The organism is Streptomyces triculaminicus (assembly GCF_017349075.1).
GTDB classification, from domain to species: domain Bacteria; phylum Actinomycetota; class Actinomycetes; order Streptomycetales; family Streptomycetaceae; genus Streptomyces; species Streptomyces triculaminicus.
This window is the reverse complement of sequence record NZ_JAFMOF010000004.1, coordinates 953,902-967,537: the sequence shown is the minus strand read 5'-3', so window position 1 is coordinate 967,537 and position 13,636 is coordinate 953,902. Positions and strand designations below refer to the sequence as shown.

The 13,636-nt window shown below is 70.2% G+C and carries 2 protein-coding genes and 3 pseudogenes (1 of these 5 cut by a window edge); all 5 read left to right on the top strand.

The window, feature by feature from the left end:
* Window positions 1–15: 15 nt before the first annotated feature.
* Window positions 16–348: pseudogene (locus J1792_RS36130) on the top strand (alcohol dehydrogenase catalytic domain-containing protein); the annotation flags it as partial.
* A 132-nt stretch (window positions 349–480) separates the two neighbouring features.
* Window positions 481–2,142: pseudogene (locus tag J1792_RS36125) on the top strand (SDR family NAD(P)-dependent oxidoreductase); the annotation flags it as partial.
* 295 nt (window positions 2,143–2,437) lie between these two features.
* Entirely contained in the window at window positions 2,438–3,244 is an 807-nt protein-coding gene (locus tag J1792_RS27420) for an ABC transporter ATP-binding protein (RefSeq protein ID WP_242705308.1), read from the top strand.
* Window positions 3,229–5,079, top strand: a complete 1,851-nt coding sequence (locus J1792_RS27415; RefSeq protein ID WP_207248405.1) for a permease-like membrane multi-spanning protein — start codon at window positions 3,229–3,231, stop codon at window positions 5,077–5,079. Before J1792_RS27420 ends, J1792_RS27415 begins: the two co-directional genes overlap by 16 nt.
* A 189-nt stretch (window positions 5,080–5,268) precedes the next feature.
* Window positions 5,269–13,636: pseudogene (locus J1792_RS34615) on the top strand (type I polyketide synthase); its annotated part runs 26,315 nt beyond the window's last position; the annotation flags it as partial.

Below are 13,636 nucleotides of genomic sequence, written 5' to 3'. Positions count from 1 at the left end.
GGTGAAGGCCAGCTGGTGATTCGCGACGGCGCGGTGCTGGCCGCGCGTCTGGTGAAGGGCGGTGGCGGTCTCGCTCTTCCGGCCGGGGATGTTCTCTGGCGTTTGGAGGGTTCTGGTCGGGGTGCTTTGGAGGATGTTGCGCCGGTTGCGGTGACGCTTTCTGCGCTGGCGCCTGGTGAGGTGCGGGTCGGTGTGCGTGCGACGGGGGTGAACTTCCGTGACGTGCTGATTGCGCTTGGGTCGTATCCGGATGCCGATGCGTTGATGGGTTCTGAGGGTGCGGGTGTGGTCCTCGAGGTCGGTTCCGGTGTCGAGGGGCTGGCGGTCGGGGACCGGGTCTTCGGTCTCTTTGACGGTGGTTTTGGCCCGGTGGTGGTGGTCGACCGGCGTTTGGTGGCGCGGGTGCCGGTGGGGTGGTCGTTCGCGCAGGCTGCGTCGGTGCCGATGGCGTTTTTGACGGCGTACTACGGGCTGGTGGATCTGGGTGGTCTGCAATCCGGCGAGTCGGTGCTGGTGCACGCGGCTGCTGGTGGTGTGGGTATGGCTGCCGTGCAGGTCGCGCGTCATCTTGGTGCTGAGGTGTTTGCGACGGCGAGTGTGTCGAAGTGGCCGGTTGTGGAAGGCCTTGGGGTCCCGCGTGAGCGGATCGCTTCCTCGCGTGATCTGTTGTTCGAGGACGCTTTCCGTGAGCGGCTGGACGGAGGCTGTGTCGATGTGGTCCTCAATGCTTTGGCGGGGGAGTACATCGACGCGAGTGCCCGGTTGTTGGGTGAGGGTGGTCGGTTCGTGGAGATGGGCAAGGCCGACCTTCGCGAGGAAGGTTCCTTCGCCGATGGGGTCACGTATAAGGCGTTCGACCTCTTCGATGCGGGTCTGGACCGGTTGGGCGAGATCCTCACCATCATTGTGGGTTTGTTCGAGCGGGGTGAGTTGTCCCTGTTGCCGGTTCGGGCGTGGGATGTGCGGGAGGCGGTGTCCGCGTTCCGGTTGATGAGCCGGGGCGGGCACGTCGGCAAGAACGTCCTGACACAGCCGCGACGGCTGGACGCCGACGGCACCGTCCTGATCACGGGTGGTACGGGTGCGCTGGGTGGTCTGCTGGCCCGGCATTTGGTGTCCGAGTACGGGGTGCGCCATCTGGTGCTGACCAGCCGCCGGGGCGCGGATGCCCCGGGGGCTTCCGACCTCCTCGCCGAGCTGCGGGAGTTGGGTGCTGAGGCGGTCGCGGTGGCGTGTGACGTCTCGGACCGCGACGCCCTGGCGGCTGTACTCGACGGCATTCCGGCCGAGTATCCGTTGACCGGTGTCGTGCACACCGCCGGTGTAGTCGACGACGGCGTCTTCGCGTCGATGACGCCCGACCGGCTGGCTGCCGTCTTCGCGCCGAAGGCCGACGCGGCACTCGCGCTCCACGAGCTCACCGCATCGCTGGACCTGGCGATGTTCACGTCGTACTCGTCGGTCGCGGCGACCTACGGTTCGCCGGGGCAGGCCAACTATGCCGCCGCCAACGCCGTCCTCGACGCCCTCGCCCATCACCGCCGGGCCCACGGCCTGGCCGGACAGGCCCTGGCCTGGGGTCCGTGGGACCAGAGCTCCGCCGGTGGCATGGTCGGCGAACTGAGCCAGGGGGACCGGGAGCGAATGAGCCGCTCCGGGTTCCGCCCGCTCGCACCCGAGCGCGGGCTCGCCCTGTTCGACCGGGCGCTCCAGGCGCCTGCACCCTCCCTGGTCACCGCCGACATCGACACCGCGGCCCTCGCCGCCCACGAGCCCGATGCCCTGCCCGCTCTGCTGCGCGGCCTGGTCCGACCGGCCCGCCGCACCGCCGCCACACGTACCACCGCAACCACCGGCGGCGTCACCCTGACCCAGCAACTGGCCGGGCTCGGTGCGGCCGAGGGGCGCCGGCTCCTCCTCGGCGTCGTACGCGGTGAGGCCGCCGCAGTCCTCGGGTTCGCCGCACCGGACGCGGTCGAACCACAACGCTCCTTCGCGGACCTGGGCTTCGACTCCCTCACCGCCGTCGAGCTCCGCAACCGGCTCACCGCCGCCACCGGCACCCGTCTGCCCCCGACCCTCGTCTTCGACTACCCCACCCCCCTCGCGCTTGCAGAACACCTTCACCGCGAAATCCTCGGAACCGAGGCGTCCCCCGCTAGAGAGATGCTGGAGGATCTCGAGAGGATCGCCAGGGACATGCCGCAACTTGATCACGCGGACAAGCTCACAATTCGTAGCAAGGTGGAATCTCTTCTGGAGAGATGGAGTGGTTCGGCGAACGGCGGAAAGGAGTCCGATGACCGTGACATCGAGTCCGCGACCGAGGCCGATATATTCGCCCTGATCGACAGTGAGTTGGAGCTTCCGACCAACTGAGGGCGAAATTCGCGGGGGTGTGAATGATGAATATGGACAGGGAGACAACGCTTTGACTGTGAGGATCACGTCAGCCGAGGGCGCCCCACCGCCCGCCGGCGACAACCAGCACCCGGCTTTCGAACTGGTCGCGCTCCACAAGGAGTTCGGTGGGTACGCGGCGGTCAAGCGGGCCCATCTGAGGGTGCGGCCGGGCTCGTTCTACGGGCTGGTGGGTCCCAATGGAGCTGGCAAGACCACCCTTCTGTCGATGGCGGTCGGCCTGCAGCGCCCCGACGAGGGGCGAGCCAGGGTCTTCGGCATCGACGTATGGGAGGAGCCGGAGCGCGCCAAGGAGCTGATGGGCGTCCTTCCCGACGGCCTGGCCATGCCCGAACAGCTCACCGGCCGCGAACTGCTCACCTATCTGGGACGGCTGCGCGGCCTCGACCGCGACACGGTCGACGCCCGCGCCGACGAGCTCCTGGCCGTCCTCGAACTGACCGGGGACGTCGAACGCACCCTCATCCTCGACTACTCCACCGGCATGCGTAAGAAGATCGGCCTGGCTACCGCGCTCCTGCACGGTCCGAGACTCCTCGTCCTCGACGAGCCCTTCGAAGCGGTCGACCCGGTCTCGGCCGTCGTCCTCAAGGGCATCCTCAACCGTTTCGTCGCCTCCGGTGGTTCGGTCGTGCTCTCCAGCCACGTGATGGCCCTGGTGGAGCAGCTCTGCGACACCGTGGCCGTCATGGCCAAGGGGCAGGTCGTGGTCGAGGGACCGGTCGCGGAGGTCCGCGGCGGCAAAACCCTCGAAGAGACCTTCGTGGAGCTCGTCGGCCACCACACCGGCGGCGAGAAAGGTCTCTCGTGGCTCTCGCGCTGATCCAGATGAAGTTCGCCGTCCTGCGGCGAGACCTGTCCGGACCGCGTGCGACCTGGGTGTTCAGCGGCGCCGTGGCCGGGCTGGCCATGGCGGCGTCCACCATCGCCATGGCCACCGTCGACGCCCCTGACCTGGGCACCGTACGGGACCTGCTCGCGGTCCTCTTCGCGCTGTGGACGCTGGGCTGGATGCTGGGCCCGGTAGCCACCGGGCAACCGGTGCTGCGCGCCGAGCAGTTCGCGCTCCAGCCCATCCCGCGCCGCCGGCTGGCGCTCGGCCTGCTCGGGGCCGGGTTCGTCGCTGTGACCGCTGTGGTGTCGCTGGTGGCATTCGCCGCGCTGCTGGTGTTCGGGCTGCGGCTGGGCACCGTGCCCGCGCTCGTCTCCGTACCGGCGCTCCTCCTGCAGCTCACCCTGGCCGTACTCCTGTCACGGCTCATGGGGCGGCTGTTCGGCGCGCTGGCCCGTTCGCGTGTGGGCGCGGTGCTCGGCGCGGTGCTCACGGCGACGATGCTCGTGGTCGCCTCGTCCGGCTGGATCGTCTTCTCGGCCCTCGACGCCGTCCTCCGGACCGGTTTCTCGCCCGTCTTCTCCACCGTGGTGCGGGCGCTGCCCTCCGGCTGGGGAGCGGTCGCCGTGGAGGCGTCGGCCCGCCAGGACTGGCTGATGACGGGACTTCCGCTGGCCGGACTCGTCCTGCTGCCGGCCGTCCTCTGGGTGGCCTGGAACCGTTCGCTCGGACCGGCCCGCTGGAGTCGCCCGACAGTGCGGGGCTCCTCCGCCGACCGGGCAGCCCCGCGCGGACGCGCCTCCCTGAGCCCCACGGGAGCCGTCTACGCCAAGGAGCTGCGTACCTACGCCCGCGACCCGCAGCGTCTCCAGAGCCTGATCGTCCCGCCCGTCTTCGCGGTACTGAGCGCCCTGGTCCCGCTGGCCTTCGGCTCCACCGTCTTCCTTCCCTTCATGGGGGCGCTCACCGCCCTGATGGGCGCGGCGACCTGTGCCAATCTCTACGGCCAGGACGGCACCGCCCTCTGGCTGACCCTGCAGACCCCCGGCAGCGAACGCGCCGACGTGCGCGGCCGTCAACTCGCCTGGATCGTCGTCTTCGCCCCCCTCTCCCTCCTCCTCACTGCGGCGGGCATCGCCGTGGCGGGACAGCCCGACCTCAACCCCTGGGCACTGACCGCGACCTTCGCCCTCCTGGGCGGTGGCGCGGGCATGGTCCCCCTCGTGGGCATCGCCCAGCTCACCCCGGGCCCTGACCCCCGGGCCGCCAAGAACGCGGCAGCCGATCATTCCGACGTGGCCGGCCAGGCCTTCTCCATGCTCTTCCTGGCCCTCACCACTGCGGTGCCCGCCCTGTGCGTGACGCTGGCGGGCCACCTCCTCCACAACCCGTCACTCCTGTGGGCCGGAGTCCCGGTCGGCGTCGTCACCGGCTGGGTCGCGTACGCGATGCTGGGCCAGGCCGCCCACCGCAACCTGCGCAAGCGCGGCCCCGAGCTGCTCTTCTTGATGCGCACCGGCAAGCAGCAACAACAGCCCAAGCCCGGCCAGGCCGGTGCGTCCTTCAGCAAGACTCTCCCCGTCCACCGCCAATGTCTTCTGTGGATCAGCTTCCTGGCCGGCTGCATCGCCCTGTTCCCGCAGGCCCTGGTGCCGACCCTGATGAAGCTCTCCGGCCACGTGGAACCCCTCTGGTTCCTGGCGCTCCACATGCGCCCCGAGTGGCAGTGGCCGACGGTCTTCCTGATGTACACGATCGGCGTGTTGGCCTTCACGGTCGCCGCCCGCATCGCCTTCATCGCCATCAAGGCGGCCCGCGCGGCCTGACCCTCCACCTGTCACCGCACCAAGTGCGGCCCGGAACCCCTGCTGTAGGGGCTCCGGGCTTCGCTTTTTAGGGGTTGGGGGCAATGTGACCCGTACCTAGCATGAAGATCGCCACCATCCTCGGGGGAGACCTTTAATGCCTGAAGTGCGTGCCGAAAACGTCGAACCTGTAGCAGTTGTCGGGCTGGCTTGCCGACTGCCGGGAGCAGCAGATCCGCAGGCGTTCTGGCAATTGCTGAGGAATGGGCTCGACGCCACCGGTGAAGTGCCCGAAGATCGCTGGACCTCCGCCGATGCGTCGGAGGTCCGACGGGGCGCATTCTTGGACCGGGTCGATGAATTCGATCCCGGATTCTTCGCCATTTCACCGCGCGAGGCCGCCGCCATGGACCCCCAGCAGCGGCTGATGCTGGAGCTGGCCTGGGAGGCGTTGGAGGACGCGCGCGTCGTGCCGGCCGCCCTGGACGGCACGCAGACAGGCGTGTTCCTGGGTGCTATCTACGACGACTACGCGAGGCTTCAGCAGCACGGCGGCCCCGGAACCATCGACCGGAACTCGATGACGGCGCTTCACCGCAGCATCATCGCGAACCGGATCTCGTACTTCCTGCACGCACACGGGCCCAGCATGGTGGTCGACGCAGGCCAGTCGTCCTCGCTGGTGGCCGTTCATCTGGCCTGCGAGAGCCTGCGCCGCGGTGAGTCGACGCTTGCCCTCGCCGGTGGCGTGAACCTGAACATCGCGGCGGAGAGCACCCTTGCCGCCGCCCGGTTCGGCGGGCTTTCTCCCGACGGACGGTGCTACACCTTCGACGCCCGCGCCAACGGGTTCGTACGGGGCGAGGGCGGTGTGCTCATCGCGCTCAAGCCCCTGTCGCGCGCCCTGGCCGACGGCGACCGCATCCACTGCGTGATCGAAGGCAGCGCGGTCAACAACGACGGCGGCGGAGCCAGCCTGACCGCTCCCAGCGAGCAGGCACAGCGCGCGGTGCTGCGGGCCGCGTACGACAACGCGGGCATCGACCCGGCGGAGGTCGGATACGTCGAACTGCACGGCAGTGGCACCCCCGTGGGTGACCCGATCGAAGCGGCTGCGCTCGGCGCGGTGCTCGGCACCGCACGAAGGACGCGGAATCCGCTGCCCGTCGGGTCGGTGAAGACCAACATCGGTCACCTCGAGGCCGCGGGAGGCGCGGCCGGGCTGCTCAAGGCCGTACTCGCCCTCAAGCACGGGCAGGTGCCGCCGAGCCTCAACTTCGAGAACCCCCATCCGCGTATCCCGCTCGACGCACTCAATCTGAGCGTGCAACGCGACCTTGCCGAGTTCCCGCCGTCGGCGGCAGACGGCCGGCGCATCGCCGGTGTCAGCTCCTTCGGCATGGGGGGAACCAACTGCCACGTGGTGCTGGCAGAAGCCCCGCAAGACGCTCCTGGGGAGAACTCCGTCCAGCGTGCGGCGGACGGCGACGCGCTGGTGCCGGTGGTGTTGTCCGCGCGTAGTGGTGAGGCGTTGCGTGCGCAGGCGGGGCGGTTGCGGGAGCACCTGGAGGTGCGTCCGGAGGTGGGCCCTGTCGATGTGGCGTATTCGCTGGCTTCGGGTCGTTCGTTGTTCGAGCGGCGTGCGGTGGTGGTGGGGCGTGGGCGTGAGGGGCTCCTGGACGGGTTGGGTGCGTTGGCGTCTGGTGAGCCCAGTGGGTGGGTTGTGGAGGGTGGTGTGCGGGAGGGGAAGACGGTGTTTGTTTTCCCTGGTCAGGGTTCGCAGTGGGTGGGTATGGCTCGTGGGCTTCTGGAGTCGTCGCCGGTGTTTGCGGCGGAGGTTCAGGCGTGTGCGCGGGAGTTGGCCGTACATGTGGATTGGTCGTTGTTGGCGGTGTTGCGTGGTGAGGTGGGTGCTGCGTCGCTGGAGCGGGTTGATGTGGTGCAGCCTGCGTTGTTCGCGGTGATGGTGTCGTTGGCTGCTGTGTGGCGTTCGGTGGGTGTGGTGCCGGATGCCGTCATCGGTCATTCGCAGGGTGAGATTGCTGCTGCGTATGTGGCGGGGTGTTGTCGCTGGCGGATGCTGTGAGGGTGGTGGCTCTGCGGAGTCGGGCTATTACGGCGTTGGCTGGGCGTGGGGGCATGGTGTCGGTGGCGTTGCCCGCGGGTGAGGTGGGTGTGCTGCTGGAGCCTTTTGGTGAGCGGATTTCGGTGGCTGCTGTGAATGGGCCGCGTTCGACGGTTGTGGCTGGTGAGTCGGCGGCGTTGGACGAGTTCCTGGCGGCGGCTGAGGCGGGGGGTGTCCGTGTGCGGCGGGTTCCTGTCGACTATGCGTCGCACTCGCGTCAGGTTGCTCTGATCGAGGAAGAGCTGGCCACTGTCCTCGAGGGGCTCGAGCCTCGTGCGGGATCGGTGCCGTTGTTGTCCACGGTGACCGGTGAGTGGTTGGACACCACGGTGATGGATGGTTCGTACTGGTATCGCAACCTTTCTCAGACCGTTCATTTCGAGCCTGCTGTTCGCCGTTTGGTGGAGGATGGTTTCCGTTTCTTCGTCGAAATCAGTGCGCACCCGGTCCTGACCCAGTCGGTTGAGGAGTTGGACGTCCCGGACGTGGTCGCGCTCGGCACCCTGCGTCGTGACGAGGGTGGTCTGGACCGCTTCCTCCTCTCGGCGGCCGAGGGGCACGCCCACGGCCTGCCGCTGGACGTTCCGGCATTGCTCGGCGACGTCGACCCGCAGCAGGTCGACCTGCCCACCTACGCCTTCCAGCGCCGGCGCTACTGGCGCGAACCAGCTGCGGCGCAGCGTATGGTGACCGCCGGCCAGCTCGAGGAATTGCCGGACGAGGTCCCTGACGACCAGGTGCCCGAGCAACTGCGGAAGCTTCGCGCCCGCGTGTCGGGCGCCTCCGGGGCCGAGGGACACCGGATCCTGCTCGATCTGGTGTGCGCGCACGCCGCGGCCGTCGGAGAGTTCGCCTCGCCGGGCGACCTGGACACGAGCCGCACCTTCAAGGAACTCGGCTTCGAGTCGCTCACCGCGGTCGAACTGCGCAACCGGCTCGCCTCCGCCACCGGACTCCGGCTGCCGTCCACCCTGCTCTTCGACTGTCCGACGCCGGACGAGGCGGCCGCGTACCTGCGCGGTCAGCTCTTCGGAGAAGAAGCCGAGTCGGACACCTCCGGTGCCTCTTCGCCGGTTCCGGCCGTTGTCGCCGGTCCGGCGGACGACCCGATCGCGATCGTCGCGATGTCCTGCCGCTTCCCGGGAGGCGTGGCCTCGCCCGAGCAACTGTGGCGGCTCGTGGCCGACGGGCGCGAGGCGCTCGGAGACTTCCCGTCCGATCGCGGCTGGGACCTTGCGGAGCTGTACCGCCAGGGCGGTTCGGGGGGCCGTGGGGGCGGCTTCCCGTACCAGGGCGGCTTCCTGCACGACGCCGCCGACTTCGACGCCTCCCTGTTCGGGATCTCGCCGCGCGAGGCGCGAGCCATGGACCCGCAGCAGCGGCTGCTCCTGGAGAGCGCCTGGGAGGCGCTGGAACGCGCCGGGATCGCGCCGCAGTCGGCGCGCGGCAGCCGCACCGGCGTGTTCGTCGGCGCGATGTCCCAGGAGTACGGTCCCCGCTGGCAGCAGGCCACCGAGGACCTGGAGGGATACCTCCTCACGGGCAATACGGGCAGTGTCGCCTCCGGCCGCATCGCGTACACCTTCGGGTTCGAGGGTCCCGCGGTGACGGTCGACACGGCGTGCTCGTCGTCGCTGGTGGCGCTGCACCTGGCGGTGCAGGCGCTGCGCAATGGCGAGTGCACGATGGCACTGGCCGGCGGTGTCACCGTCATGTCGACCCCGGGGCTGTTCACCGAGTTCAGCAGCCAGGGCGGACTGTCGCCCGACGGGCGTTGCAAGGCGTTCTCCGCCGACGCGGACGGTACGGGCTGGGCCGAGGGCGTCGGCATGCTCGTCGTGGAGCGGCTGTCCGACGCGCGCCGCCTCGGGCACGACGTGCTGGCCGTGGTGCGCGGCTCCGCCGTCAACCAGGACGGCGCGTCGAACGGTCTGACCGCCCCGAACGGCCCCTCCCAGCAGCGCGTCATCCGGCAGGCGCTGGAGAGCGCGCGGCTGTCCCCCGCCGACGTGGACGCCGTGGAGGCGCACGGCACCGGTACCGCGCTGGGCGACCCGATCGAGGCTCAGGCTCTCCTCGCCACGTACGGCCGGGAGCGGGACGCGGACCGGCCGCTGTGGCTGGGCTCGCTGAAGTCCAACATCGGCCACACGCAGGCCGCCGCCGGTGTCGGCGGCGTGATCAAGATGGTCATGGCGATGCGGCACGGGGTGCTGCCCCGCACCCTGCACGCCGACCGGCCGTCCCCGCACGTGGACTGGTCGGCGGGCGCGGTGGCGCTGCTGACCGAGAGCCGCCCGTGGGAGGCGGAGGGGCGGCCGCGGCGGGCAGGTGTGTCGTCGTTCGGCATCAGCGGAACCAACGCCCACGTGATCATCGAGCAGTCGGAGCCCCTGGCGGAGCCGCGGCAGGAGCAGCAGCCGGAGCCGCAGGCCGCTCCGGGCGTCCTGCCGTGGGTGATCTCCGCCGGTTCGCCGGAGGCGCTGGCCGCCCAGGCGAAGCGCCTGCTGTCCTTCCTGGACGCGGACACGAACACGGGCGCTCCGGACACGGACGCGCGGCCTGAGCCGGGCGATCCGGTGGGCGTGGGACGGGCGCTGGCGACGAGCCGGACGATGTTGGCACACCGGGCAGTGATCCTCGGCACGGACATCGACGACTTCCGTCGGTCACTGACAGACCTTGCCGAGGGCAGGACCGATTCCCGGGTGGTACAGGGGCTTGCGACCCATGGCAAGACAGGATTCCTGTTCACGGGGCAGGGTGCGCAGCGGGCCGGGATGGGCCGGGGGCTGTACGAGACCTTCCCGGCCTTCGCGGGGGCGTTGGACGCGGTGGCGGAGCGGTTGGACTCCCGGCTGGAGCGGCCGGTCCGCGAGGTCCTCTTCGGTGACGGGGAGCTGATCGACCAGACGGTTTACACGCAGGCGGCGCTTTTTGCGCTGGAGGTTGCTCTCTTCCGGTTGCTGGAGTCGTGGGGAGTCAAGCCGGACTATCTCCTCGGGCATTCGATTGGTGAGCTGGCTGCCGCGCATGTGGCGGGTGTGCTGTCGCTGGACGACGCGTGCACCCTGGTCGCCGCCCGGGGGCGTCTGATGCAGGCGTTGCCGTCCGGTGGGGCCATGCTCGCTGTCGAGGGCGTGGAGTCCGAGATCGCCGAGGTCCTGGCCTCGTATGAGAACCGCGTCAGCATCGCCGCCGTCAACGGTCCCACCTCGCTCGTGGTCTCCGGTGACGCGGATGCTGTCGCGGAGCTGGAGGCGATGTGGCGTGCCGAGGGCCGGCGGCTCAAGCGGCTGACGGTCTCGCACGCGTTCCACTCGCCGCGTATGGACGCGATGCTCGACGAATTCGCTGCCGTGGCGGGTGAGGTGACCTTCCGTGCACCGCAGCTGCCGATCGTTTCCAACGTGAGCGGGCAGTTTGCCGATCCGGTGGAGATCCAGACCCCTGCCTACTGGGTGAGACATGTTCGTGAGACGGTGCGTTTCGCTGACGGCATCCAGTGCTTGAACAGTCAGGGCGTCACCCGTCTGCTGGAGCTCGGCCCGGACGGTGTGCTGTCCGCCATGGTCCAGCAGACCGCCGACCTCGTTGCCATGCCTGCCCTGCGCGGCGGCCACGACGAGAACCAGGCTCTGTTCACCGCCCTCGCCACTGTGCACGCGCACGGTACCCCCGTCGACTGGGACGCGTTCTTCGCCCCGTACGGCGGATGCAAGGTCGCCCTGCCCACGTACGCCTTCCAGCGCGAGCGGTACTGGATCGATCCGGCGGTGTCCGTCGTGGTCGGGGGCGAGAGTACGTCGGAGGCCTCGTTCTGGGCCGCGGTCGAGAACGAGGATCTGGGCGTCCTGGCCGAGGAGCTGCGACTGGACGCGGACGAGGACACCCACGGTCTGGGAACAGTCGTGTCCGCACTCTCGGCGTGGCGGCGTGGCCGCCGCGACGGGGCCGTGGTCGAGGGCTGGCGCTACCGGGTGGACTGGCAGATCCTGACCGCCGGAGCCCCGAACAGCCTGGACGGACGCTGGCTCGTCGCCGCACCCGAAGGCAGCGACACCGAAGGCAGCGACACCGAAGGCGGCGACACCGAAGGCGGCGACACCGAAGGAAGCCTCACCGAAGAGCTTTGCGTCGCACTGCGCGGCGGCGGCGCCGACGTCGACGTACTGCACGTGGCAGACGGCACCGACCGAGCCGAACTGAATGCGCTGCTGACCGACCGGGCCGAGGGTCTGGCCGGTGTGCTGTCGCTGCTCGACGCGACAGGGCTGCTCGTTCTCGTCCAGGCGCTCGGGGACACCGGTGTCGACGCTCCCCTCTGGGCACTCACCCGCGGCGCGGTATCGGTAGGCCGTGCCGACCGGCTGGAGCGCCCCGACGCGGCCCAGGTGTGGGGCCTGGGCCGCGTCGTCGCTCTGGAGCACCCGCAGCGCTGGGGCGGCCTGATCGACCTTCCGGACACGCTGGACGACCGTACGGCGGCCCGGCTGGTGTCGGTGCTCGCGGAAGGCGTGGAGGACCAGGTCGCGATCCGCGCCTCCGGCAGCTTCGGACGCCGGCTGCACCACGCCGGACCCGCGGCGAACCCGTCCGGTGCCGCACCCCGCACGACGTGGCGCGCCGAAGGCACCGTGCTGATCACCGGCGGTTCCGGCGCCCTTGCCGGGCACGTGGCCCGCTGGCTCGCGGGACAGGGCGTGCAGCGCCTGCTGCTGGTCAGTCGCAGGGGGCCCGATGCCCCGGGTACGGCCGAACTCTGCGCGGAACTGGCCGAGTCGGGAACCGAGGCCACCGCGCTGGCCTGTGACGTCTCCGACCGCGACGCGCTCGCGGCCCTGCTCGAGGCCCATCCCGTCACGGCCGTGGTGCACACTGCGGGCCTGATCGACACCTGCCCCCTCTCCGACACCACCGCCGAGCGATTCACCGACGTACTCGAGGCGAAGGCGGCCGGTGCCACCCACCTGGACGAGCTGCTCGGAGACACCGAGCTGGACGCGTTCGTCCTGTTCGCGTCGATCGCCGGCGTGTGGGGGAGCGGCGGCCAGGCAGCGTACTCCGCGGCCAACGCCCACCTCGACGCCCTTGCCGAGGCCCGCCGCGCCCGCGGCCTGACCGCCACCTCCGTGGCCTGGGGCCCCTGGGCGGAGGCCGGCATGCTGGTCGACACCGTCGGCACCGAGGACTACCTCCACCGGCGCGGCCTGACCGCGATGCGCCCCGACCTGGCCCTCTCCGCGCTCGCCCGGGCCCTGGACGGCGACGAGACCACGCTCACCGTGGCCGGGGTCGACTGGACCCGCTTCGCCCCCACCTTCACGGCGAACCGGCCGAGCCCGCTGCTCGCCGCGATCCCCGAGGCCGCCGAGCACACCGCGCCGGAAGACGAAGAGGGAGACGCGGTACCGGCGTTCGTCCGGCAGTTGGCCGGGAAGTCCCTGCCGGAGCGTGCGCACGCCGTGCTGGATCTCGTACGGTCCGAGGCCTCCCTGGTCCTCGGTCATGCGGGCTCCGGGCCGGTCGGCGCGGACCGTACGTTCAAGGAGCTCGGCTTCGACTCGCTCACCGCCGTCGAGCTGCGCAACCGGCTGACGGCGGCCACCGGTCTGCGGCTGGCCACGAGTGCGGTCTTCGACTACCCGACGGTGCGGGTGCTGGCCGACCACCTGACCGGTGCCGTGTCGGCTTGGGAGACGACCGCCGGATCTTCGGCCACGGACGCCATCGCCACCGCTACGGCCGCCTCCGCCTCCACCGACGAGCCGATCGCGATCGTCGGGATGAGCTGCCGTCTGCCCGGCGGGATTTCCTCGCCCGACCAGCTGTGGGACTTCGTCGCGTCGGCGGCGGACGGCATGACGGCTTTCCCCGAGGACCGTGGCTGGGACCTGTCCGGTCCGGACGGTTCGGAACCTTCGTACGCCAGGGTCGGCGGCTTCATCGACGACGCCACCGGCTTCGACGCGGGTCTCTTCGGCATTTCGCCGCGCGAGGCGATCGCGATGGACCCGCAGCAGCGCCTGCTCCTCGAAGCGTCCTGGGAGGCGCTGGAGCGGGCCCGCATCGCACCGCTCAGCCTGCGCGGAAGCCGTACGGGCGTCTTCGTCGGCGCCTCGAACTCCGACTACGGATCCTCGCTCGATGAGGGGGCCGAGGGCCACTCTCTGACGGGAACGGCCAACAGCGTGATCTCCGGCCGCGTCGCCTACACCCTGGGTCTCGAGGGCCCGGCGGTCACCGTGGACACGGCGTGCTCGTCGTCGCTGGTGGCGCTGCACCTGGCGGTGCAGGCGCTGCGCGGCGGCGAATGCGAGTCGGCGATCGTCGGTGGCGTCACAGTGATGGCCACGCCGATGCCGTTCGTCGAGTTCAGCCGGCAGGGTGGGCTCGCGGGCGATGGCCGTTGCAAGGCGTTCGCCGCGTCGGCCGATGGGACCGGGTGGTCCG